Origin of the sequence: Haladaptatus cibarius D43 (genome assembly GCF_000710615.1) — an archaeon.
GTDB lineage: Archaea > Halobacteriota > Halobacteria > Halobacteriales > Haladaptataceae > Haladaptatus > Haladaptatus cibarius.
The window spans coordinates 974,091-996,239 of the sequence record NZ_JDTH01000002.1 but is presented as its reverse complement, the minus strand read 5'-3'; the positions used below and the strand labels follow the sequence as shown (position 1 = coordinate 996,239).

Annotated in this window: 23 protein-coding genes and 1 pseudogene; 8 read left to right on the top strand and 16 right to left on the bottom strand. The window is 59.3% G+C overall.

Annotated features, from left to right (window positions below; all coding sequences use genetic code 11):
• Positions 1-8 precede the first annotated feature (8 nt).
• Genes HL45_RS10590 through HL45_RS10580 form a run of 3 tightly spaced genes read right to left on the bottom strand, consistent with a single transcriptional unit; the run spans position 9 to position 3,320 of the window.
• Positions 9-968 carry a PrsW family intramembrane metalloprotease gene (locus tag HL45_RS10590; RefSeq protein WP_049971074.1) on the bottom strand — a complete coding sequence of 320 codons (960 nt, stop codon included), beginning with the start codon at positions 966-968 and terminating at the stop codon, positions 9-11.
• Between the two features lie 53 nt (positions 969-1,021).
• Positions 1,022-2,212 carry a lactate 2-monooxygenase gene (locus HL45_RS10585; protein WP_049971073.1) on the bottom strand — a complete coding sequence of 397 codons (1,191 nt, stop codon included), beginning with the start codon at positions 2,210-2,212 and terminating at the stop codon, positions 1,022-1,024.
• Between the two features lie 25 nt (positions 2,213-2,237).
• Positions 2,238-3,320, bottom strand: a complete 1,083-nt coding sequence (locus HL45_RS10580; RefSeq protein ID WP_049971072.1) for a putative sulfate/molybdate transporter — start codon at positions 3,318-3,320, stop codon at positions 2,238-2,240.
• A gap of 219 nt (positions 3,321-3,539) precedes the next feature.
• On the opposite strand from HL45_RS10580, the gene HL45_RS10575 reads away from it, so the two are divergent.
• The 4 genes from HL45_RS10575 to HL45_RS10560 all read left to right on the top strand — a co-directional run bounded on the left by HL45_RS10575 (position 3,540) and on the right by HL45_RS10560 (position 6,915).
• Positions 3,540-4,328 carry an SDR family NAD(P)-dependent oxidoreductase gene (locus tag HL45_RS10575; RefSeq protein WP_049971071.1) on the top strand — a complete coding sequence of 263 codons (789 nt, stop codon included), beginning with the start codon at positions 3,540-3,542 and terminating at the stop codon, positions 4,326-4,328.
• Between the two features lie 526 nt (positions 4,329-4,854).
• Positions 4,855-5,862 carry a TIGR04024 family LLM class F420-dependent oxidoreductase gene (locus tag HL45_RS10570; RefSeq protein WP_049971070.1) on the top strand — a complete coding sequence of 336 codons (1,008 nt, stop codon included), beginning with the start codon at positions 4,855-4,857 and terminating at the stop codon, positions 5,860-5,862.
• Between the two features lie 296 nt (positions 5,863-6,158).
• Positions 6,159-6,503, top strand: a complete 345-nt coding sequence (locus HL45_RS10565) for a 2Fe-2S iron-sulfur cluster-binding protein (RefSeq protein ID WP_049971069.1) — start codon at positions 6,159-6,161, stop codon at positions 6,501-6,503.
• Positions 6,496-6,915, top strand: coding sequence for a luciferase domain-containing protein (locus tag HL45_RS10560; RefSeq protein ID WP_049971068.1), 420 nt, complete (start codon positions 6,496-6,498; stop codon positions 6,913-6,915). The genes HL45_RS10565 and HL45_RS10560 overlap by 8 nt, the downstream gene beginning before the upstream one ends.
• A 16-nt stretch (positions 6,916-6,931) precedes the next feature.
• On the opposite strand, the gene HL45_RS10555 is transcribed toward HL45_RS10560, so the two are convergent.
• The 3 genes from HL45_RS10555 to HL45_RS10550 are packed head-to-tail and all read right to left on the bottom strand — an operon-like array spanning position 6,932 to position 8,344.
• Positions 6,932-7,162: a hypothetical protein gene (locus tag HL45_RS10555; RefSeq protein WP_049971067.1), complete on the bottom strand. Its 231-nt coding sequence runs from the start codon at positions 7,160-7,162 to the stop codon at positions 6,932-6,934.
• The gene (locus HL45_RS21235) at positions 7,162-7,305 is read right to left on the bottom strand and encodes a hypothetical protein (RefSeq protein ID WP_162833872.1); all 144 of its coding nucleotides are present in this window, start codon (positions 7,303-7,305) and stop codon (positions 7,162-7,164) included. The genes HL45_RS10555 and HL45_RS21235 overlap by 1 nt, the downstream gene beginning before the upstream one ends.
• Positions 7,306-7,354: 49 nt before the next feature.
• A complete protein-coding gene (locus HL45_RS10550) occupies positions 7,355-8,344 on the bottom strand; it encodes a DMT family transporter (RefSeq protein ID WP_233274750.1) in 990 nt (329 codons plus the stop codon).
• Between the two features lie 163 nt (positions 8,345-8,507).
• On the opposite strand from HL45_RS10550, the gene HL45_RS10545 reads away from it, so the two are divergent.
• Positions 8,508-10,229, top strand: a complete 1,722-nt coding sequence (locus HL45_RS10545) for a thiamine pyrophosphate-binding protein (RefSeq protein WP_049971066.1) — start codon at positions 8,508-8,510, stop codon at positions 10,227-10,229.
• Between the two features lie 195 nt (positions 10,230-10,424).
• On the opposite strand, the gene HL45_RS10540 is transcribed toward HL45_RS10545, so the two are convergent.
• The 10 genes and pseudogenes from HL45_RS10540 to HL45_RS10495 all read right to left on the bottom strand — a co-directional run bounded on the left by HL45_RS10540 (position 10,425) and on the right by HL45_RS10495 (position 19,590).
• A complete protein-coding gene (locus HL45_RS10540; RefSeq protein WP_211250847.1) occupies positions 10,425-10,937 on the bottom strand; it encodes a nucleoside triphosphate pyrophosphohydrolase family protein in 513 nt (170 codons plus the stop codon).
• A 59-nt stretch (positions 10,938-10,996) separates the two neighbouring features.
• Positions 10,997-11,389, bottom strand: coding sequence for a type II toxin-antitoxin system VapC family toxin (locus HL45_RS10535; RefSeq protein ID WP_049971064.1), 393 nt, complete (start codon positions 11,387-11,389; stop codon positions 10,997-10,999).
• 364 nt (positions 11,390-11,753) lie between these two features.
• Entirely contained in the window at positions 11,754-12,389 is a 636-nt protein-coding gene (locus HL45_RS10530; protein WP_049971994.1) for a class I SAM-dependent methyltransferase, read from the bottom strand.
• 207 nt (positions 12,390-12,596) lie between these two features.
• The gene (locus tag HL45_RS10525) at positions 12,597-14,006 is read right to left on the bottom strand and encodes an FAD-binding oxidoreductase (RefSeq protein WP_049971063.1); all 1,410 of its coding nucleotides are present in this window, start codon (positions 14,004-14,006) and stop codon (positions 12,597-12,599) included.
• A gap of 73 nt (positions 14,007-14,079) precedes the next feature.
• Positions 14,080-14,643, bottom strand: a complete 564-nt coding sequence (locus HL45_RS10520; RefSeq protein ID WP_049971062.1) for a maltose acetyltransferase domain-containing protein — start codon at positions 14,641-14,643, stop codon at positions 14,080-14,082.
• Positions 14,644-14,713: 70 nt separating this feature from the next.
• The gene (locus HL45_RS10515) at positions 14,714-15,403 is read right to left on the bottom strand and encodes a 6-hydroxymethylpterin diphosphokinase MptE-like protein (RefSeq protein WP_049971061.1); all 690 of its coding nucleotides are present in this window, start codon (positions 15,401-15,403) and stop codon (positions 14,714-14,716) included.
• A gap of 17 nt (positions 15,404-15,420) precedes the next feature.
• Positions 15,421-16,230: pseudogene (gene folP / locus HL45_RS10510) on the bottom strand (dihydropteroate synthase); the annotation flags it as partial.
• 40 nt (positions 16,231-16,270) lie between these two features.
• Positions 16,271-18,415 carry a hypothetical protein gene (locus HL45_RS10505; protein ID WP_049971059.1) on the bottom strand — a complete coding sequence of 715 codons (2,145 nt, stop codon included), beginning with the start codon at positions 18,413-18,415 and terminating at the stop codon, positions 16,271-16,273.
• Complete coding sequence (locus HL45_RS10500) at positions 18,412-19,113, bottom strand: DUF7504 family protein (RefSeq protein WP_049971058.1); 702 nt, start codon at positions 19,111-19,113, stop codon at positions 18,412-18,414. Before HL45_RS10500 ends, HL45_RS10505 begins: the two co-directional genes overlap by 4 nt.
• A gap of 57 nt (positions 19,114-19,170) precedes the next feature.
• The gene (locus tag HL45_RS10495; RefSeq protein ID WP_049971057.1) at positions 19,171-19,590 is read right to left on the bottom strand and encodes a methyl-accepting chemotaxis protein; all 420 of its coding nucleotides are present in this window, start codon (positions 19,588-19,590) and stop codon (positions 19,171-19,173) included.
• Positions 19,591-19,961: 371 nt separating this feature from the next.
• Between HL45_RS10495 and HL45_RS10490 the strand changes: the two genes are divergently transcribed.
• The 3 genes from HL45_RS10490 to HL45_RS10480 are packed head-to-tail and all read left to right on the top strand — an operon-like array spanning position 19,962 to position 22,104.
• Entirely contained in the window at positions 19,962-20,486 is a 525-nt protein-coding gene (locus HL45_RS10490; protein ID WP_049971056.1) for a hypothetical protein, read from the top strand.
• Positions 20,483-21,232, top strand: a complete 750-nt coding sequence (locus HL45_RS10485) for an RNA methyltransferase (RefSeq protein ID WP_049971055.1) — start codon at positions 20,483-20,485, stop codon at positions 21,230-21,232. Before HL45_RS10490 ends, HL45_RS10485 begins: the two co-directional genes overlap by 4 nt.
• 35 nt (positions 21,233-21,267) lie before the next feature.
• Positions 21,268-22,104, top strand: coding sequence for a phosphatase PAP2 family protein (locus tag HL45_RS10480; protein ID WP_049971054.1), 837 nt, complete (start codon positions 21,268-21,270; stop codon positions 22,102-22,104).
• Positions 22,105-22,149 lie beyond the last annotated feature (45 nt).

The window sequence follows — 22,149 nt, the reverse complement described above, 5'->3', positions numbered from 1 at the left end:
ATTATAGTCTACCAGCCTAATCGAATCTGTCCTTCGTAATACTCCCGCGCCCGACGAATCTTTTGGAACAGATAGCCACCGACGAGTCCGGCAAAGACGAGAACGTAAACGAGCAACCAGAGCAGTGCACTCCCGCCCGCAACCGACGCCATCGTTTCGGTGACGAGTCCGGCAGTCGAGTTGTAGAAACCGTGGAGCACCGCGGGAATGGCGATTCCCTTGACGATTATCGGCCCGCGGTTGGCGGGGACGATTTTGGCTAATCCGAGGTAGTACCCCGAAATCGCGGCCCAAAGAACGTGGTTCGGCCCGACGATTGCCCGCGTCACTGCGACTCCGGAAACCGTAACCGAGGTTCCGACTCCGCCGTTCATTTCCACCGACCCGACGACGTAGGTCAGGTTTTCGATAGTCGCAAAGCCCAGTCCGGCCATCGCGCCGTACACCGCGCCATCGACTGCGGTCTGAAAATGCGGCGTTCGGTAGGCGTGAAACCGCACTGCGAGCCATTTGACTGTTTCCTCGACCGGCCCGACGACGAGGAAGAAAAACGGAACGATGGCGAGGACGCCGACCCCGAGTCCGGACAACGCGAACGCGCCGACGGTGTTGATTATCGCGGCGAACGCGGCGAACACCACGCCGAGAAGGAACGTGACCACGAGCGTCGGAAGCGGCTCTCGTTCGGTCGGGTCGGCCCGCCAAATGTAGAACGCGAGCAGGAGCGCCGGAATCACCGAGAGAAACGAAAACACACCGAGCAGTGGGCGCTCTGCGACCGTCGCGCCGACCAGAACGAGTTCGGCGAGGACGAAGGTGAGCGCGAGAAACAACGTTAGTCCACGAGTCGCGCCCGTGAGCAGTCGATAGAGGCGAAGCGCGAGTCGGTCGGTCGTCGTCCGTGGCTCCCACGATTCGATGTCGTATGCGTCCTCTCGCGTCTCGATTCTGTTCTCGGGGTCGTCCATCACGGGCGCTACGTCCGCCAGATGCAAATCGGTTGTTGCGGTCGATTCAGCGGTCAGGGACGAGAATCGGACTCGACCAGCACCGACCGGTCTACGGTTTCGAACGAATCGTGACCAGACAGCGCGAGGGTCAAATCGAGGTCGGCGAGGAAGTTCTGTAACACTTCCCGAACCCCGTCCTCGCCGTCGATTGCGAGGCCATAGACGTAGGGACGACCGAGCAGAACCGCATCCGCACCCAAGGCGATTGCTCGGAAGGCATCCGCACCTCGGCGGATGCCGCTGTCGAACAGCACGGGAACCTCGTCGCCGACTTCATCCACGACGCCGGGGAGGGCAGACAGTGCGCCAATCGCGCCGTCAACCTGTCGTCCACCGTGGTTCGAAACGACGAGGCCATCCACGTCGCGTTCGACCGCCTCGCGGGCATCTTCCGGGTGGAGGATGCCCTTCAGCACGATTGGGAGGTCGGTGTGCTCGCGGAGGAAATCGAGGTCGTTCCACGTCAGACTCGGGTCGCCGAAGATTTCGGTGAACCGCCAGACCGCGGCGTTCGGGTCGTCCTCCGGCGGGGAATCGAGGGATTCTCGAAAGGCGGGGTCGCTGAAGTAGTTCGCCACGCCCTCTTGGTCGAGGAAGGGGAGGTAGGCGTGTTTCACGTCGCGCTCCCGCCAGCCCATAATCGGCGTGTCGAGCGTGACGACGATAGCCTCGAATCCGACGTCTTCGGCCCGTTCGAGAAAACTCACGGTTACGTCGCGGTCGGCGCTCCAGTAGAGTTGGAACCATGCGAGGGTGTCGCCGAGTTCGTCGGCCACGTCCTCCATCGTCTCCGACGACGCCAAACTCAAGACGAGCGGAACGTCCATCGATTTCGCGGCCCGTGCGGCGGCGAGTTCACCCTCCTCGTGGATGATGGACTGGACGCCGATGGGCGCGAGCAGGACGGGAACTGGCAGTTCTCGTCCGAACAGTTCCACCGACAAATCGCGCTCTGCCACGTCCCGGAGCATTCGCGGGACGATTCGCCAGCGGTCGAACGCCCGGCGATTTTCGCCTTTCGTGCTCTCAGCACCGGCCGACCCCGCGACGTAGGCGTGGGCTTCCGGCGAGAGCGATTCGCGGGCGAGTTCCGCGAGTTTTTCGGGCGATGTCGGGAGGTCAGGGGTCTGATTTGCGAGCATCCCGCCAGCGTACACTTCTCGCTGGCGATTCGGGCCGTAGGGTTCCGAGGGGTCACTCATAGCATAGTTGACAGGAGCGCAACGATTATACTTTTCTCCGGAGCCGCCAGCCGAGAACGCCGATGATGAACGCGATTCCGACGTTCGTGAGCAGGCCGAGAATCCCGATTCCGACCGCCAGCGAACGGTCGTCGGTTCGAAGCCCCGCGCGTCCGAGTTCGTACGCGACGAGGAGGAGGACGACGCCCAAGACGGATAGCGGAAACGCCGCGACGAGATGCACCGCAAACAGGGCCGCAAGGGCGTAGAACAGGCCGAGAACGATGTTCGCGGTGGCGGTTCGTGCGCCGAAGGTGTACTTTCCGGCGACGCCGCCGCTTCCGTGGCACATCGGCATCGCGCCGAAGGGAACCGCAAGGAGGTTCATCACGCCCATACTGGTCGCCAGTTCGTCCGGGGACACCTCGGCGTCCAGCAGGTCTGACAGGAGCAGTGAGGTCGCAACCGCCGCGTTTCCGACCGTCATGGCCAACTGCCCGGCGGTCGCCGAGAGGACGCCCGACCCGAGCGCCGACGCGCGAGGGAGAACGAACGAAACCGCCGGAATGCTGGCCGTCGGCAATCCGGCGCGAAACCCGGCGAACGCGAACCCGAGCGCGAGTATCACGAGTGCGCTGGTTTTTCGATAGCCGACTCCAGCGATGACGATTGCAACGCCGAGTGCGAGTCCCGCGAGCGTTGGATTCGAGAGCACGAGGCCGACTGCCGTCTCGGCGAGGAGGAGCGCGACCGCGACCTGAATCCCCCGAACGACCGGTTCGCCGACGTGATTTGTGAGTCGTTCGAGACTTCCCGTTTTCCCGAGAACGAGGAGGACGAAACCGGCGAGCAGGCCAGCGGTCAGCAGTTCGTCGCCCGAAAGCGCACCCGCGATTGCCAGCGCGGCGAGCGCCTTCATCGGTTCGACCGACATCGGCAGGCCGTAGCGAACGCCCCAGACGACCTGAAAGACGGCGAAACCGAGCAGGAGAACTGCGAGGTCTAAATCGGTCAGCGCGGCCACCGCCACGACGACTGGCAGGACGGTTATCGAATCGCCCACCGCGCCGGTCACCTCGCCGACCGTGAGTTTGAACTGCCGGTCGTCGCCGAACGCGGCTTCGGCCATTTGGAGGAGGCACGGACGCAACTGGTATAGGTTTACTCAGAAACCCATTTTGGCCACAATCCGAGTATTTCGTAACTGGAATGGGTTTCTATTCGGTGGTCGGTTTCGCTTTTACGCCCGATTTCGTCTTCCTAATCGAATTTCCGGCACGGCAAGACCTTTCGTTTTGGCTAGGCTACTGACAGCTATGTTCGAATTTCGCGCGGGAGGCGGGAAGCGTTGACCACCGACCAGTTTTCTGTCGCCGGGAAGACGGCCATCATCACCGGCGCATCCAGCGGAATCGGCAGGATCGTCGCGGAGCGGTTCGCGGACGACGGCGCGAACGTCGTGGTCTGTTCGCGTGAGCAGGCAAACGTTGACCCGGTAGCTGAGGAAATCGGAGAAAACGCGCTCGCGGTCGAATGCGACGTGACCGACCGCGGTGCGGTCGATGCACTCGTCTCCGCCACCGTTTCCGAGTTCGGCGGACTCGACGTGCTGGTGAACAACGCCGGGGCGAGTTTCATGGCAGGCTTCGACGACATCAGCCCGAACGGGTGGGCGAAGGTGATGGACATCAACCTGAACGGAACCTATCACTGCACGCAAGCAGCGGGCGAGGCACTGAAGGAAGAATCTGAGAACGAAAACGGTGGACACGCTGGTGCGTCCGTCATCAACATCGCCAGCGTCGCGGGCCAGCAGGGGTCGCCGTACATGAGCCACTACGGGGCGGCGAAAGCCGGGGTCATCAACTTCACGCGCTCGCTGGCGTTCGAGTGGGCCGGGTCGGGCGTCCGGGTGAACTGCGTCGCGCCGGGATTCGTCGCCACAAAGGGATTGGAATCCCAGATGGGAATTAGCGCGGACGATGTGGCGCGCGAGGACGTAGAGCGCCGGGTCGGATTGAGCGAGGAAATCGCCGACGTGGTGCAGTTTTTGGCCAGTCCGGCCTCCTCCTACGTCGTCGGCGAAACGATTGCCGCGGCGGGCGTTCCCGATATCATGGAATCCCCCGAACTCTGAGAGTAGCAAGTGTGGGGAATTTCAGTCAGTTCTCGATTTCCGAGTTGTGGAGTTGGTACGGGCAAGTCACGACTCCACTGAAAACCGCCACCGCATGCGGGCAGGTGGCCCGACCACTGGGCCACCTGCCCTCGTCGCCCCAGTCCTCCCCGCCTGCTCACGGTTTCACCGTTCGCTCTCCGAGGTTACACAGCCACCTCGTATCCGGCGCGTCCTATCGGCAAGACGAATAGCCGATTTACTGTGGATGATTTACTTTCCGAAAGGGTGCGCCAGCGCGCTCGCACGAGTGCTGAACGACAGTGAGGCATGAGTGCAACTCCGCGCTGGCGGGGAGGAGTGGGGTGACTGCGGTGGCGGTTGCGGTCATGTGTTGTCGGCAACTGCTGACGGCATTCCCAGAACCGTTTGAATGACCTGCTATCGAGCGTCTCATCGAAACCACCTACTCCACACCCTCACGAAACCCACCTCATCGAAAACACCGATACTGATAGGAAGCTACACGAAAAATCACCGTTCACGAATGTCCGCAGAGAGAACGGTTCATCTTCCGGTCGCGGCACAACCCAGCGTCGAAACCCTCGTTGACCTGACTCAGCAGGCAGAAGAGTTGGGCTACGAACGCGCGTGGCTTCCTGAAACGTGGGGCAGGGATGCAGTAACCAGCCTCACCGCGATGGCCCTCGGCACCGAGGAAATCGGCCTCGGGCCGTCGATTCTAAACGTCTATTCGCGCTCGCCCGCACTCATCGGGCAAACCGCCGCCACCCTCCAAGAGGTTTCGGACGGCCGCATGCGAATCGGTCTCGGGCCGAGCGGCCCGGTCGTCATTCAGGGCTGGCACGGCGCGGAGTTCGACCGCCCGCTCCGGCGCACCCGCGAAACCATCGACATCGTGAAAAACGTGCTGTCGGGAGAAACGGTGAACTACGACGGCGACTGCTTCACGCTGGCCGGATTCCGACTGCGCTGTGACGCGCCGGAAACGCCGCCAGCAATCGATGCGGCCGGGATGGGACCGAAGTCGGTCGAGTTGGCAGGGAGATTCGCGGACGGGTGGCACGCAACCGTCTTCACTCCGGATGGGATGCGCGACCGACTGGAAGACCTTCGGCGTGGTGTCGAACTCGGCGACCGCGACTCTGACGACGTTCGGGTGACGCTTTCTTTGACCTGCTGTGCGCTGGAGGACGGCGAACGCGCCCGAAAACTCGCCCGCCAGCACTCGGCCTTCTACGTCGGCGGGATGGGCACCTACTACCGCGATTCGCTGGCCCGGCAGGGCTACGAGGAACTGGCAAACGACATCTCCTCGGCGTGGGGAAGCGGCGACAAGGAGCGAGCGACCGAACTCGTCGGCGACGAACTGCTGGACGACCTCTGCGCCGCGGGGACGCCCGAGCGCGCCCGCAAAGAGTTTCAAAAATTCGCCGACATCGAGGGCGTCGATGCGGTCGCGGTCGGGTTCCCACGCGGTGCGACGGTCGAAGACGCCCGAGAGACGATGGCCGCGTTAGCGCCCAACGAGTAAGGCCGCAGGCACATTTTTCGGACAGACGAAGCGGGGACTGGGGAGGTTCCGGGGCATTCCCCTTCGCGCCCATCCGACCGTGGCTTCTCGGGTCACACCTCACCCGAGTACAGCCAGACTTCCGACTTTACTCTTCGATGATGGCCACGTTCTCGACAACAGTTACGACGACGGTTGAGGGTGCCCCCGGCGGTAGACATCCTCAGCCGTACTTCGTTGATTCTCAGTTCGGTTCGGACGTGGTCGCATATCATTCTGCGAAAAGAGCAAAGTCACCTGCCAACAACTAGCACAGTATGCCAACTGTCCGATTTCGTGAACGGGAAATCGACTGCGAGGAAGGTGCAGTGCTAAGAAACGTGCTTCTCGATGCAGGCGAGACACCGCACAACGGCACAGCCGACTATCTGAACTGCCGCGGAAACGGCGTTTGCGGAACCTGTGCGGTGGCCGTGGATGGTGCGGTCAGCGACCGAAACGCGAAAGAAAAAAGTCGGCTCTCGAAACCGCCCCACGACCCCGAATCGGGACTTCGACTTTCCTGTCAAACCCGCGTTCTCGGCGACGTAACTGTGGAAAAGTACAGCGGGTTCTGGGGACAGAAGGGAGGGCCGGTCGAGGCAGGAAAGGAAAATGACTGAGGAAATCGACCGAACCGTCGCCGAGGTGTCGAACTGGGACGGAATCGAGGCGGCCGAACACCGATTCGGCGGAACGGAGTTCCGCCTCGGCCCGCGGGAAGTCGGCCACGTCCACGAATGGGGCATCCTCGACATTGCGTTTCCGCGCCGGGTGCGCGACCAATTGGTGGACGAGGGAAAAACCGGGGCACACCACGTCTATCCCGAATCGGGATGGACGACGTTTCGCGTCGGGGAGACGGGTGACGTGGATGATGCGCTCTGGTTACTGCGACTGTCGTACCTGAGTCACGCGAAAATCATGAAGAAGTCGGCGGAAGCGAACGCAGGTGAGAATACACTCTCGAAACTCGACGTGGGGAGCGAACTGGCAACCCTCGAACCGAGCGACGAACTGCGGGCGGTGCTGTAGGGTTCAGGCTTTTTTCTCAACTTCCCGCCCATTCGGTTGCTTTTTCGACGGCATCCGCCCTCGAATCGGTTTCCGCGATGGTGTTCCACTCGTCTGCGTCCACGTCGTAGGCGTAGACGGCGTACCCTTCGTCGCGGTAGGTCAGGTTTTCGACGTACAGTTCCGTCTCGTCGTCCTCGCTCAACCAGACCCGAATCTGCTTTCCACCTTCCAAATCCTCGCGTCGTCGCCAGCCCGAAATGGACACTACGACGACCCCCAATCCGTGATGCCGAGAACCGCATCGCAGTCGGGACATGTCCACACTTTCGGTGTACTAGCGGCGGCGGCGCGTTCGAGTCGTTCTGCCCACTGGGTGATGTCAGTCTCGCAGTTCGGACAAATCGCCATGCAACCCGTGTCAACGCTGTTCGACTTGTAGGTTCGGGTGAATGACTCCTTATTGACGGTAATAGACGTTGCCCGAAACGACCACGGTTTCGGACGACGAGCCGCCCGGAAGCGACCGCGACGGCCTGCGAACCGCGACGACGCCGCGTTTCAACGTCGCCCACTTCAGCAGGACGAATCCGGCGACGATGACGAGGAAGCCGAGTATCGTGTTCTCGGTTATCGGTTCGCCGAGGAGGAGCCAGCCGAACAGGGTGGCGACCACCGGAACGACGTAGTTCACGAGATTTGCTTCGCTGGCACCGATTTTCTCCAACAGGTCGAAGTAGACGAAGTAGCCGACGATGCTGACGACGAAGGCGAGATAGGCGAGCGAGACGAGTGCAGTGGGAGACGGCGAAACGCTCGGAACCCCGCGAATCGCGGCACTCGTCGCGTGGAGGAACACCGCCCCGACGACCATCATCCACGTCTGTTGGGTCAGCACTGGAAGCGTCGTCTGAATTTTCTGGGTCAGCACCGACGCGACGGCGAAGACGAGCGCGGCGACGAACAGCAAGCCGACGCCGACGGTTCCACCGCCGAGCGATGTCGGGTTAGCAACCACGACGACGCCGAGAAGTGCGACCACCACACCCGCGATTTGGAACCGCCCGAATCGCTCGCTCGGCAGGAGCGTCACCGCGAACAGCGGCGTGACGACCGGTTTCAAACTCAGGACGACTGCGGAGACGCCGCTCGTGACGTACTGCTGACCGGTGAAAACGAGCGCGAGGTAGAAACCGAAGAGGAACACGCCGCCGATGGCGACGTAGAGCCAGTCGGTACGGGTCGCTGGTCGCCACTGATAGCTCTCTCTGCGGATGCCGAGTCCGACCACGACGACCAGCATCACTACGCTGGCAACGTCGTACCGGAGCGCCGCGAACAGTACGGGCGGGAAGGTGCGCAGACCGGCTTCGATGGCGACGAACGACGACCCCCAGATAACCGACAGCAGAACGAACAACACTGAATTTCGATAGCGTGACAGATTCATGAGGTTTTCTCGAACACTCCTTCGTAGTTGTGGAATACGCCTAACGGCTTGTGATACTTCAAAATTCTCGGAAATGGTATACCAATTCACACAGTCACACACATCAAATATGATGAGGGATTCCCCCCGGAAACGGTTTAGCGTCTCGCGTTTAGTCACTGCTATGGTAGATACACGCACGGGGGCGGATTTGTTCACCGAAGCAGTCGAATCTTACGGCGTTCGATACGTCTTCGGCAACCCCGGAACGACGGAACTGCCCGTCATGCGCGCATTGGGTGACAGCAAGTTGGAATACGTCCTCGCTCCACACGAGGACATCGCGGTCGGAATGGCCGCAGGATACGCCAGTACTCGGCAGTACGACGCCAACGAGGACAACTGCCCAGTCGGCGTCGTCAACCTCCACGTCGCGCCGGGCGTCGCGCACGGACTCGGCAACCTCTACGGCGCGTCGGTAACGGGCGCACCACTCGTCGTCACCGCGGGGGCGCACAGCCTCGATTTCCGCCACGAGGAACCGATTCTGTCGGGCGATTTGCTCGCCATGACCGACCAGTTCACGAAATGGAGCGCGGAAGTGACCGACGTTTCGGCCCTCCCGACGATGCTCCGCCGGGCGTTTCGGGTGGCTCAGACACCCCCAACGGGGCCGGTGTTTCTCTCCCTGCCGCTGGACGTGATGATGACCGAAACCGACGCCGAACCGCAACGTCTCGGGCGGATTCAAAATTCGGGCGCTGGCGATCCGGAAGGAATTTCGGAGGCGGCGGGTTTACTCGAAGAAGCGAGCGACCCCGTCCTCGTCGTCGGCGACCACATCCCTCGTCACGGAGCCTATTCGGACACTGACCCGGTCGATGCCGCGGTTCGACTGGCGGAAGCGACCGGCGCGCGCGTTCACGCCGAAATCCTGACCTGTGAGGTTTCCTACCCGGGCGAACACGAGCAGTGGGTGTCCCACGTCCCGCCGGACGAAGACCTCGCGGCGGCCGTGATGAACAGCGACACGGTCGTCTTCGCGGGCTGTTCGACCAATACGACGCTCACGCGCCACGACCGCGATTTGGTTCCCGACCACGCGACGAATATCGACCTGAACGACGACCCGTGGCAGGTCGGGAAGAACACGCCCGCGGACGTTGCGGTAACGGGCGACCTCGGACTCGTGATGGACGAAATCGCGGAACAGGTAGAGATTGGCGGGGAGGAGTTAGACGAACGACTGGAGCGCGTCCAGCAGTTCAAGACCTTCGCACAGCAGAAGATGGCCGAGATGGGCGAAGACGAACCGAGGCGCGAAGACGCCGAAGATGAATCGGACGCCGACGACCCTCGCGCTTCGAAAGCCGAACTCGTGGATACACTACGCGAAACCGTGCCGAACCCCTACATCGTGGACGAAGGCGTTACCTCGAAATACGCCATGCTGACGCGCTGGGCCTTCGAACGCGAAGGCTACATCTCGAACAAGGGCGGGGGATTGGGTTACGGCCTACCCGCCGCCGTCGGCGCGGGAATGGCCGAAGCCGAGAAAGACGACCCTCGGCAGGTCGTCGGTTTCATCGGCGACGGGTCGTATCTCTACTACCCGCATTCGCTCTACTCGGCGGCTCGATACGACGTGGATTTGACCGTCGTCGTCTCCGACAACCGCAACTATCGAATCCTGAAGGACAACACGAAAAAGCTGTTCGGCGGCGAGGACGACGACCACGAGTTCGTCGGGATGGATTTCGACCCCCCGGTCGATATTCCGAAAAACGCCGAAAGCCACGGTGCGAGCGGCCATCTCGCGGAGTCAGTCGAGGACATTGCAGGGACGCTCGAAACCGCGCTCGCGGAGGCCGGGCCGAGCGTGGTCGATGTGTTGGTTCACGACTGAGCGCGGCCATGGTCGCGCTCAGTCGCCCCATGAAGTGGTTTTGACAGTAGTTGGTGTACGATTTCTTGAGGAAGTCTATAGCCCGTAACTGATTCGGCGGTTTGCTCAATTCATGGTGTGAATCTCCCATTCTGGATTGAAAATAGCCAAGTAACGGAACAATGGATGCAAAATGGATAAATCTGATAAAATAATCTACGTCTTTTCGATGAAAGTGCTGTCCCATTCACGGTCGATGACTTCTTGATACCACACAACTTGGATGCAGTCTTCGAGTGTATAACCACGTGCTCGCGCAAAGTCAGCGAGGTAACTGAGAAGCATTGCAATGGCCCGTTGCTCAGCCTCATCATCAACACGGGATTCGTCCAGATGGATGCCCTGCCGTCGTTTGAGGACGGATCGGTTGAGATAGCCGATGGCAATATTCACGCCATTCAGTGGGTCGTCATAGTATCCGTCATCGAGATTCTCGCTTTTAGACGTCGTCTGACAGTGGAGACCACGGCGGTAGCAAAAGTCTGCCAGATAGACGAGCATATCACCGACGCAGTCGAGTTCGTGTTCGGTGACTCGGTCACGAGTCTCGATGTGTTCTACGAGTTCACCTAATTCTTCGGTGACACCGAGCAGTGGGTTGACAGTCGGTTGAGTACCAAAGTTTGCCTTACTCCATTCACCAACTTCTTGCTGAAAATTACTAGACATAGTCATTATTCAGCAAAGATTTTAGATGGACTAAACCTTTGCTGTTGCTAAAAACGGCATTACTCAAGCAACTCTTCTGGCGCAACCTCACCGTGATCAAGAAGTTCTCCGTCGAAGGTTACTAGCGTCGCATCGACGTCGTTCGCTAAGGCGAGCAGAATACAATTCATTGTATAGAGTAGATTCTCTCGCTGTAGTTCATACGCCGTGATTTGGTCACTGATTTCAGGTGCGTAGATGTCGATATTATTATAGATATCTGATAATACGTCTTCGACTCGTTCTTGCTCAACGTGCTTCTTTTTCGTTATCACAGATCGAATTTCCATGAGGTTTATAATCGACGTACAGAAGTCGTGCTCTTCATTGAGCACCCGTGTCGCAATTTTGCCCCGGGTCGGTTCGTCAGTCAAGCTCGCGGTGAAGACGTTCGTATCGACAAAGAGCTTCATTCTCGTTTCCGTTCGTCGCGCACCGCCTCAACGGAATCAATGTCACGTCTGCTAATCGGCCCGAAAGTAGATCCCCGAATTGTGTTTCTGACCCGTCGCTCTCATCGACCGACTCTTCAACCCAACTCGGTGCTCTCGCATAGCTACCCATGATTGGTAGTTGCAGACGCGCCTGTAAATCATTTTCTCCGTCTCTGTCTCCTCGACAGATAGGTGCGTTCTCTGAATGTGTTTGGTATTCGGAAACGCGCCGTTTTCATTCAGTTTGTGAGGATCATGCCGTACATTAGTCGGTAAAGCCTCTGTATTGCGCAGTGAATACAGGGGGAGTTCCAGCTAAAATCATGGTATCAACTCTTGTTAACTACTTCCCACCGGCTCGAAACACCCGAATCGTGTCCTGTTCTCCAACTTCGGAATCGACCTCAACGAGGCCGAGGTCGGTGAAAATCCGATTCCAGTTCCGATAGTAGAGCGGAAAGTCGTCGTTGACGTAGTTGACGCCGAGTTCCGCCGAATTCGAGTCGTGGTCGTCAGCGGCGTCACCGCCTTCGTTTTCCACCGTGATGAGCAGGTCGTCGGTAATTCGGGCGAGTTCTGTAAACACCCACTCGTCGTCGGGATGGAGATGCTGAAGCGTCTCGACCGAAAATACGGCGTCGAACTGCCCGTCTTCGAAATCGCCCACGACATTTTCGATTGCATCGTGGTAGAAGATTCCCCGTTCTTTGAGGTCGGGATAGGTGTCGGCCATTACCTCGAAGGCTTCGTCGTTGATTTCGATGCCGGAAAGGTTCTCGTAGCCGTTTTCGAGGAGATGGGAGAGATGTCTACCCGAACTGCATCCGAGTTCCAAGATAGCCGCGTCCGAGCCGACCCGCGAGTCGAGGCGGGCGCGCATCGCCTCGCTTGTTCCGTCCGGCCCGTAGTAGGCGTAGTAGTCCGGCGAGTACTCCCCCGACCGTTCCGCCCACGACTCTCGGACTTCGTTGGGTTTCACTCGAATGACTGCGCGCTCCGACCGTAAAGTCCCGCTGGTAGCGACGCGGCCGGAACCACTCTTAACTGGCTGGACGACGAAGTGAAAAACGAGATGTCGAACCTCCTTTTGTGTCCCGAATGTGGCTGGACTGGCTCGAAAGACAATCATGCTGGAACGCACGTCTGTCCGGTGTGTGATACCGAAATCGACGGCTAAGGAGTGCACTCAGTCGCGCATCTGTCCGCCCTCCACCGTTTCAGGAAACATTTTCCCCGGATTCAGTGTGTCGTTCGGGTCGAACGCGCGTTTGATTCGGCGCATGGCTTCAACGCTTTCTGTACCGTGTTCGAGTTCCAGATATTCGCGTTTTCCCCGTCCGATTCCGTGTTCGCCCGTGCAGGTGCCGCCGACGGAAATTGCTTTTTTGACGATTTCCATCTGTACGTCTCTCGCTCGCTCGATGTGGTCAGGGTCGGATTCGTCCACGAGCACGGAGTAGTGGAGATTACCGTCTCCGGCGTGGCCGAAACAGGGAATCAGCAACCCGTGTTCGTCGGCGAGCCGGGAGACGAGCCGAATCATTTCGGGATAGTGGCTAATCGGCACCGTCACGTCGCCCGGATGAAGGGGCGAAAGTTCCGGGTCGGAGGCTTGCACAGCGAACGCGAGTTCCCGACGGGCCTGCCACAGGTCGTCCATCTCGTCGCCCTCTGCAACCTCGACCCGACGCACGTCGTGTGCATCGAACACCGACCGGCAGAACTCGATCTCCTCCTCGATGCCGTGGTTGGCGTGGAACTCCAGGAACACCATCGGGGCGTCGGGGAGCGACGACCCGGTGTAGGCGTTTGCCATCGTCGCGCTCGTCCCGTCCACGAGTTCGATGGTTGCGACATCGACTCCGGAGCGAACCACGTCGGAAACCGCCTCGACCGCATCCGAAATCGACTCAAAAATCGCCCGCCCGCCGCGAATCTGCTCCGGCAAACCGGCGAGTTCGAGGGTCGCCCGCGTGACGACTGCCAGCGTTCCCTCACTGCCGACGATGAGGTCTTTCAGGTTGTACCCGCTTGAGGTTTTGACCGCCTTGCTTCCCGCAGTGATAATTTCCCCATCCGCCAGCACCGCTTCGAGTTCCAGCACCCAGTCGCTCACCTCGCCGTATTTCACGGTTTTCATCCCGCTGGCGTCGTTCGCTATCATCCCGCCGATGGTGGAAATGTCGCCCGAAGACGGTAACGGCGGGAAAAACAGACCGTGTTTTGCGACCGTTTCGTCCACGATTTTACCGAGGATTCCCGGTTCCACGTCGATTTGAAAATCGTCCGGACGAACATCCAGTACGGCGTCCATTCGCGTCATGTCGAGCCTGATGCCATCTCGTGAAGGCGTGGCGTTCCCCTCCAAACTCGTCCCTGCGGCGTAGGGCGTGACGGGAACTTTGTTTTCATCTGCGGCGGAAAGAACCGTCGAAACGTCTACCGTCGATTCCGGCCAGACGACTGCGTCCGGACGGACGTGTTCGTCCTCGGGTGTTCCCCAATCACCCGCATGTCCGGAGCGATGGGAGTCGCCGAACGAAATCTGATTTTCTCCGAGTGACAGCTTGCGGAGAAACGAACAATCGTGAGTCATGTGATATCACACGACGTGTTCTAAAATAAATCTGTTCGACCTGCAAGCGACCGAACCGTTTTACTTTTCGCTTTTACTCCGACTCCAACTCTTTGATGACTTTCGCCGGAGTTCCTCCCACGACCACATCATCCGGCACGTCGTCGGTGACCACTGTGCCGGAGGAAATAACGACGTTGTCGCCGACAGCGACACCCGGATTGATGATTGCTCGTCCGCCAATCCAGACGTTATCGCCGATAGTGACCGGTTTGCCGTATTCCAGCCCGTCACTCCGCGTTTGCGCATCAATCGGATGCGTCGCGGTGTAGATGTGGACGGCGGGACCGAGCAGGCAGTTCTCGCCGATTTCGACCCGGCAAACGTCCAGAATCACGCAGTCGAAATTGGCAAAGAAACCGTCGCCGACGTGAACGTTGTAGCCGTAGTCGCACCGAAACGGTGGCTCGACCTGCAAATCATCTCCGGTCGAACCGAACAGTTCCCGCAGGAGAGACTGGCGTTTTTCGTCGTCGGTTTCGGCGGTTCGATTATATCTTCGAGTGAGTTTCCGTGCCTGCTTTCGTTCCGCCACCAGCGCCGGGTCGGAGGGTTCGTACAGGTCACCCCGCAACATCTTTTCCTTCTCGGAGACCATTCTACGATTCGATTTACTGTCTGTGCCTAAATGCATTAGTGCGGTTTCGATAGCGACATCTGCGACATCGCTACTTCGGAAGCCAACTCGTGTCGGTTCCCTCGCGCCGACCGTCGAGTATCGAAAATCGCTCTCCACGCCGCAGTTCCAACCAGCACAGCAGACGCTCCGCCCACTGCAATTTTTTCTGTTTCATCGCGTCTACGTCAGGGTCATCGAAGTCCCACCCGAGGAAAACCAGTTCGCCTGCTCCGAAATGGTCGGCCAGAAACGCGGCTCTATCACCATCTGTGAATCCACCGAAGTTTTCGACGAGGCCGCGCGGTTCGGCCTGCGTCGTCGCCAGCACGTGATTCGCGTCGAACGTCGGGACGACCGATTCGATTGCAGGGATGTTGTCACCGTGGGCGTGCGCCGTAACCGGAATCCCTTGTTCGGTCAACTCGCGGGCAGTTTCCGGGTTTTTGTCGAGGTCGGTCACCATGCAGTCCACGGCGATTCCGGCGTCGAGGAGCACGTCCGTGGCAGTCGAAGCCGACAGCACCGCATCCGCCTCTCTGGCTTTGTCGAGTTCGTTTTCGAGCGACGGCCCCGCTCCTGCGATGGCAACCGTTTTCTCGGTGAGGACATCGAACCGAGACTTGTCGAACGGTTTTGCGAACTTCGCCAGCAAGTCGCGGGCGCGTTCGTCGTCGTCTCGAGGAAATCCGAAATCGACGAGGATTTTTCGATAGACGGGTTCCCAGTTGGCGAAGTTCATGTGGCTTACTCGCCCGCTCTTTCGCGCCCGAACTCGTGACCGATGAGCGCGGCGTCGAGCGTTTCTTTTACGTCGTGCGTTCGAATCACGTCGGCACCGCGTTCGACCGCCAGCGCCGTCGCCGCGAGACTCGCTGGCAGGCGGTCTTCGGTGTCCCTCTCCACGACTTCGCCGAGGAAGTTCTTCCGGTTGATGGAGACGAGAATCGGCCGTTCGAACCGGCGCAGTTCCCCAAGTCGGTCGAACGTTTCCCGGTCGTCCGCCAGCGTTTTGTCCTCACTCCAGCCTCCGAACGCCGGGTCGAGGATGGTTTTGTCGGTCAGCGGTTCGCGCGCCAACGCGTCGTAGATGTCGTCCACGTGTGCTATCGCGCCGGGGCGTTGCAAATCCGGCGGACTGGCCATCTTCACGACGACGGCGTCGTGGGCTTCACAGACCGATGCCATCTCCGGGTCGGCGAAGCCACAGATGTCGTTGACCATATCGAATCCCCGCGAGAGGGCTTCGTCCGCGACCTCGGCGTAGCGCGTTTCGATGGAGAACACGGCATCGCCAGCGTGTTCGACCGTTTCGACTGCGGTGTCGAGACGGTCGAGTTCTTCCTCCGCAGTCAGCACTTCGAACCGCTTGTTCGCCGATTCCAATCCGATATCGACGATGTCGGCACCTTCGCCGATGAGTTTAGAATCGACGTATTCGGCGGCCTCTACCGGGTCGTCGTAGACGCTCGGGTCGTAAGGAGACTCCTCGCTGACGTTCAGTACGCCCATGATTCGGGGCGGATGCGCCGGGCCGATTTCGAGTCCTCCGGCGGAGACGTTTTGCATACTCGGAGTCAGAGGAGGGGAAGAATAAAAGTCGGCCCTTTCAGGTGAGGTCTGTGGCGGTGATGTCGTCGCTCCAATAGAGGTCGCCTTCGTACTCGAACGGCATAGATTCCAGTTCGAAGAAGCTATCCAGTTCCTCTGCTGTGAGTTCGAAGGTGTCGAGTGTGCCGGAGCCCAGATATATGCTGTCCGCGACGTCCGAATGGAGGCGTTGATACATTCCGATAGAGAACTGTTGGTTGACGTATGACCGCAGTTCGAACAGATACCGCTCTCCACAGTCGCGTGAAATGTGACCGAAGTGGCACGTCGCAGACTGTGGTTGGCAAAGCGACATTCCCCCGTCGCCTATCGTAATGTACTCGTAGCCGGAGAGAGTTTGCTTTCTGGCGATGGAGAGTGCGACTCGGAACGGGAACCCGACGTTGAGGTGACGCGCGAGAGTTCGCCCGACCTTCGTTGCGGTCGGGTTGGAAACGTCGGAGAGGGTGACGACGCCTGCGTGGCTTCCCTTTTCTATCAGTTCTGCTCCCTGCTCGTACGACCGACAAGCGTTGAGGAGAAACGTTCTGACTCGGACGTTCTCTATGTCACGGCAATCGAGAATTCCGTCCGAACATTGGATACCGTCGTAATCAACGTGACCGATGTAGTGGAGGAAGTCGATGGGACTCGCCAGTAGGTTACGGAGTTCGGCAGTTGTGAGGTCGTATGCAATCTCGACGTCGTAGTTGACTAACTTCCGAAAGCCGTACATTTCTCTGACGATTCCTTCCGCTCGCATCGCTTCGTCGTTACAGACCACCCGAATACGGATATTCGACCGGTCGGGAGCGGTTCGTTCGATGCGCCGCTGAAGCGAGGTGAGCGTCACTTTGTTGCTTCCGAGTGGGCATCCCTCGCCGACCCACGCGTGTTCGACGCTGTCGGTCGGTTCCGGTTCGACGGTGAGTCGGTCAGGAGGCATCGCTTGTGATTCCGGTTCTGGTTCCGACTCCGACCCCGGTTCTGGTTCCGGTTCCGTGCCACGACAGAAATCGCCGATTTTTGTCGGCGGTGCTCGCGTCGGACTTTTCTTCGGTTCCGTCGGACAGCGCACGAGCGAGAGGTCGTCCGCAATGAACGGGAGAACTTCGACATTTTCGGGCGTCGGCGTCACGTCCATCGTGAGGTGCCACTTCGGACTGCTCGTTTCGAGTAGTTCAAACGGGACGGAAAAGTACGCCGCTAGTCGCTCCGCAAGTGGCATCTCGTACAGCGCGGCGTAATCGAGGTCGATACGTGATTCGACTTGCTGGCGCTCGTGCAGCGGCATCTGATACAACCCTTCAGTTCTGGTGAGACAGTCGAGGAAGAACAGATGCTGAAGGGTTCGACCAACTTCGGTTTCGTAGCCTGCTGGCCCATCAAGTTCGTACTCTGCCCCGTCGGCAACGAGACGCGGACTGGTCCCAGGGACAACCTTTGCGCCGAGATAGTACGCGAGCGACGTTGCAGGATAGACGTATTCACGGGTCGGTGGAATCACGAGTTCAACCTCGGTATCCGGACGTTCGATACCACCCGACACGGAGAATTTTTCGCCGCGTTCGATGGTCGGCGGGTGGCCTCGCAAGGTTGGAAACGAACGTTCTGGACTCGTCGTTTTCAGCGCCGACCCGAGGAGCGAAACCGCGCGCATCGTGGCATCCACATCGTCGGGAACCGTTATCGTCCCGGCAGGGCGTTCGTGGAGGGAACGGGCACCGAGCGTTACGACTAACTCCGACCCCAGTTCGATGACCGTGTTCGATCCGGTGGCGGATATCGTCACCGGACTATCGACGGCAAGATATAGTTTGATTGGGAGGACGTCAAACTCCAGATAGGACGCGCCGCGAGAGGAAGCGGAACGGTCTTTTTCGCCAGACCAACTGAATACGATTTCGAAATTTTGGTTGCGACCATAGACGCCGAGCAGTTTCGGTACGACGATTCTATCAGTCGAAAACGTCACCGCGGATGTGACCGGGAACGGGTAGTTATCGACGCTCTTGGGGCGAAGTGTCGGAGACGAAGACGTGTGAAGTTCGAACCGAATCTGTTCGATTGGGTCGTACACCAACACGCCGGACGGATCCGAAATCGTCTCGAACTCCGGTCGGGGCGAATTGCTCACGTCGGGCGAAAAGCTGACGCCCGTCATAGTCGTACCCAGTTCGTCCGCTGGTCGTACTGCGGAACGTGCCATCGCTGTTCCGGAACGAGACTGTCCGTCTGGCGCAGTTCGACGCGGGCGTCGAACAGCGGCGATAACTCTTGAACGATATCTTCGTCGTCGGGCAGTGGGAGGTGATAATGGGCCATTCCCGAAACGCCTCTGATGAGGGCCGTCACCGTCCGAATGAATCGTTCGACGACCGATTGGTCGTGCTGTTCGAGCGGTTTGACGAGCGAGTCCAGTGAGAGTCGGAGTTCCGCGGGACCGAGTCCGTCGGCCCACTCGTCGTAGAAGCTAACGGCGGTGACGATTTCCGAGCGAAGTTCGCGGAGCGGGTCGTCAGAGGAACTGGTCGAGTTCGGAATCGTCGGCATGGGTACCGAATCGACGATTGCACGTTCGTCGTTACCCCAGTTGATGACCCAGACGCTCGACTCGTCGGTCGTCGTTCCGGCGGGAAGTTTCGAATTTGCGTATCTGGCGGTCTTTCCCGTGAACACCAACACGCGCTTTCGCTCTTCTGTCGAAGCCCCGAGGAGTTGTATCGTCGTCCGGTTCGTCGTCGTTTCAGAGACTCGCCCCGTAACGAGAATATTACAGCCCTGTCGCTTGAATTCGGAGAGAACGTCGTGGAACTCGGGTGAGTTACCCCCACCACGGAACGAAATCTCTGCGGGACGCATTGTTAGATAGCTGATGGAACCGAAAAGAGATAAAAATTTGGATGGTAGCGGTAAATGTTACTCGACCATCTCCTCCATCGCGTCGTTGATGTCTCGAATTGCCATCGTCTGTTCTTCGACGGCGGCGGCGACTTCGCCCGTTTCGTCGCCAATCGTCGTCGCGTTCTGTGCCGTCTGGTCGACCATCGACGCGACTTCCTCTGCGCTAGCGGCCTGTTCGTCCGTCGCGTCGGCGACTTCCTCGACCGCTTCGCCGATTTCTTCGATGCCTTCCCGGATGGCGTACACGTCACGCGCGACGTTCGCGGTCAACTGCTGTATCGTCTCCATCGCCGAAACGACATCCACCGCGGAATCCTGTCCGTCTTTCGCCCGGTCACGCGCCTGCTCACTCGCCGCGGAAACCTGCTCGGGGGACGCAGCAACTTGCTGAATCGCGGCGCTCAGTTCGGAGACTTCCGTTGCAACGGTTTTCATTCCGGTGGACTGTTCGCTCGAAAGCGCCGCGATTTCGCCGACGCTTTCGGCGATTTACCCCGACGAATCGTACAGTTCGAGCAGTCCCTCGCGCGCTTCGCTCATGCCGTCTGCAGATTCCGTGTCGAGAAGACCGTCTTCGATGTCCGAATCGAGTTCTACCCGGTGGTCTCTCGCCCCATTTGTTGCGCTATAGTCGTAGTATTTTACTCACAAAATATATAAATTTGTAGACATATTATCGTACCGGCATTGAATGATATAAATCAATATATGATATTGCAAGGTGGTACTATGAAATGAGGACGTGAGATTTCATCGGCCAGCTACAGACACGCTCTTTTTGTCCTTGCAGTCGCTACGGGGGCATAATGGGTAAAGTGAGTATCGGGCTTCGCGGCTGGCGATTCGACGAGGACGAAGTGTTCACCGAGGACGGCAACTACCGACCGATGGACGAGATACCGGACGATACGCAAAAGCGACTCGGACGGCTAACCGCGCTCGTCGGCTCGCCCTGTGACGCCTGCTGGCTGCTGCACGGCGACGAAAACCTCATGGATTGCAACGTGACTGAAGTCGTGTACGGCGAACCACTCTCCGAAATTTCGGTCTGTTCGGAACACGAATCCGATTTCCTCTACTGGTATTTCGAGGAGGGCGGCGAGCAGTTCCGCGGCGAGGACGAACTCCAAGACGAGTTCCACGAATGGTTCGCCGACGGCGGGCGCGCACCCGAGGGCTACGGTTCGATGGAACACGTCGATACCGACCCCGACGACCTGCCGGAACCGCCGGAACCCGACCTCGAAGCGCTAAACGTCGAATTGCCGGAGGACGAACAGGAGAAAATCGACCTCCGCGACGTGGACATTTCGCAGGAATATCCGAAATGAAACCCGCAGTCGCTATCGTCGAACCGGAGACGCCGGGCAACATCGGCACCATCGCGCGAGCGATGAAAAACTTCGGGACGGACGACCTGAAACTCGTGAATCCACCGGAAATCGAGCGCGACGGCGATGCCTACGGCTTTGCCGCACAAGCCCGGAACGACGTGCTGCCGAACTACGACGAGGTGACCTTCGATGAGTTGGTCGAAAACTACCACACCATCGGGATGACCGCGACGACGAACGAGGACGCGAGTCGCCACGTCCGGTTTCCGTTCACGACGCCGCGCGAGTTGGCGGACAGTTTGGCCGAAGTCGAGACGGAAACCGTCCTCATCTTCGGACGCGAGGCAAACGGCCTGACGAACGACGAACTCGCGCGCGTAGACGAAATCTGTTCTATTCCGGCCAGCGCGGAGTATCCCGCCCTCAATCTCGGACAGGCCGCGACGGTCACGCTGTACGAACTCCGCAATTTGACCATCGAGGAGGGGCAACTGCCCGATGTCGAGCGCGAACGGGCGAACGAAGCGGAAATCGAGGGCTTTTACGAGACGTTTGCCGACCTGCTCGAAAGCAGCGGCCACCCGGAGGAAAAACGGCCGAAGGCCATGCGAATGATTCGCAGAGTAATCGGGCGAGCACATCCGACTGGTCGGGAAATTACGACGCTTCGCGGTATCGTTCGACGGGCACACCAGCGCGTAGAGGCGTCAGACGTGCGTCGAACGACCCGGAACGATAGGTAACTACTTTATGTCGTGTCGTCAGAGTAACTGGTAGCATGCTGTCTGCCCTCCACTTTCATTCCCTTCCCCTCGGAACCCAGTTCACGCTGCTGGTAGCGGTTCCGAGCATCGTGACGCTCATGGTCGGAAAGGTGGTGTTTTTGCCGGATGCGAGCCTTCGCACTCTGCTCCGTGATTTCCTCAAAACCGATTGGAAATACCTCGGCGTGGCGTGGGTCGTCACGAACATCGTCAACACCCTCGCGCTTCATTTCCACGCCGGACGAACTTTCACTGAGTTCGTCTACGCCATCGAGGGCGCGACGGTCGTCATGTTCCAAGGAATCGCCTCGACGCCGCTTACACTTGCCCTTACCGCGGTGTATCTCGTCGGGTTCCCGTTCGTCGTGTTATTCACCTACTTCAAACTGAAGGCACACGACGAAGAGGAAGCAAAACGCTACGCGCTCGCCTACGTCTTCCTCGTCTTGCTGTCGGTGCCCTTCTTCATCCTCTTCCCGGTGAAGGTGTCGTCTTTGTACTTGACCACCGTCGAACCGCTGATGTACGAACTCGACCCGGCAATCCAACACGGCATCTTCTCGACCGATACGCTGGTCAAGGCGTTCCCTAGCCTCCACACCGGACTGTCGGTTCTCGCGGCGCTGTACGCCCGAAAGGCGGGCACCGCTTACGCCTATACCATCAGCGCTCTCACCGTCGCAATCGTCTTCTCGACGCTGTATCTCGGCATTCACTGGATGACCGACGCGGTGTTCGCAATCGTCCTCGTCGCCTGTGCGTACTACCTCTCACAGCGGGTCAGCGAACCGCGCTGGTCGGTCGTTTCGCGCGAGGCGGTCGCCGCGGTGCGGCGAACCGCCGGTCGATAGCGATTTATCGCTATCGGCTCGCACGCTTGCCGTCTTAGTATCTCG

Coding starts and splice junctions, on each gene's coding strand:
- HL45_RS10590 (WP_049971074.1), bottom strand. CDS start 968: ATGGACGACCCCGAGAACAGAATCGAGACGCGAGAGGACGCATACGAC.
- HL45_RS10585 (WP_049971073.1), bottom strand. CDS start 2,212: ATGAGTGACCCCTCGGAACCCTACGGCCCGAATCGCCAGCGAGAAGTG.
- HL45_RS10580 (WP_049971072.1), bottom strand. CDS start 3,320: ATGGCCGAAGCCGCGTTCGGCGACGACCGGCAGTTCAAACTCACGGTC.
- HL45_RS10570 (WP_049971070.1), top strand. CDS start 4,855: ATGTCCGCAGAGAGAACGGTTCATCTTCCGGTCGCGGCACAACCCAGC.
- HL45_RS10565 (WP_049971069.1), top strand. CDS start 6,159: ATGCCAACTGTCCGATTTCGTGAACGGGAAATCGACTGCGAGGAAGGT.
- HL45_RS10560 (WP_049971068.1), top strand. CDS start 6,496: ATGACTGAGGAAATCGACCGAACCGTCGCCGAGGTGTCGAACTGGGAC.
- HL45_RS21235 (WP_162833872.1), bottom strand. CDS start 7,305: ATGGCGATTTGTCCGAACTGCGAGACTGACATCACCCAGTGGGCAGAA.
- HL45_RS10550 (WP_233274750.1), bottom strand. CDS start 8,344: ATGAATCTGTCACGCTATCGAAATTCAGTGTTGTTCGTTCTGCTGTCG.
- HL45_RS10545 (WP_049971066.1), top strand. CDS start 8,508: ATGGTAGATACACGCACGGGGGCGGATTTGTTCACCGAAGCAGTCGAA.
- HL45_RS10540 (WP_211250847.1), bottom strand. CDS start 10,937: ATGTCTAGTAATTTTCAGCAAGAAGTTGGTGAATGGAGTAAGGCAAAC.
- HL45_RS10535 (WP_049971064.1), bottom strand. CDS start 11,389: ATGAAGCTCTTTGTCGATACGAACGTCTTCACCGCGAGCTTGACTGAC.
- HL45_RS10525 (WP_049971063.1), bottom strand. CDS start 14,006: ATGACTCACGATTGTTCGTTTCTCCGCAAGCTGTCACTCGGAGAAAAT.
- HL45_RS10520 (WP_049971062.1), bottom strand. CDS start 14,643: ATGGTCTCCGAGAAGGAAAAGATGTTGCGGGGTGACCTGTACGAACCC.
- HL45_RS10515 (WP_049971061.1), bottom strand. CDS start 15,403: ATGAACTTCGCCAACTGGGAACCCGTCTATCGAAAAATCCTCGTCGAT.
- HL45_RS10505 (WP_049971059.1), bottom strand. CDS start 18,415: ATGACGGGCGTCAGCTTTTCGCCCGACGTGAGCAATTCGCCCCGACCG.
- HL45_RS10500 (WP_049971058.1), bottom strand. CDS start 19,113: ATGCGTCCCGCAGAGATTTCGTTCCGTGGTGGGGGTAACTCACCCGAG.
- HL45_RS10495 (WP_049971057.1), bottom strand. CDS start 19,590: ATGAAAACCGTTGCAACGGAAGTCTCCGAACTGAGCGCCGCGATTCAG.
- HL45_RS10490 (WP_049971056.1), top strand. CDS start 19,962: ATGGGTAAAGTGAGTATCGGGCTTCGCGGCTGGCGATTCGACGAGGAC.
- HL45_RS10485 (WP_049971055.1), top strand. CDS start 20,483: ATGAAACCCGCAGTCGCTATCGTCGAACCGGAGACGCCGGGCAACATC.
- HL45_RS10480 (WP_049971054.1), top strand. CDS start 21,268: ATGCTGTCTGCCCTCCACTTTCATTCCCTTCCCCTCGGAACCCAGTTC.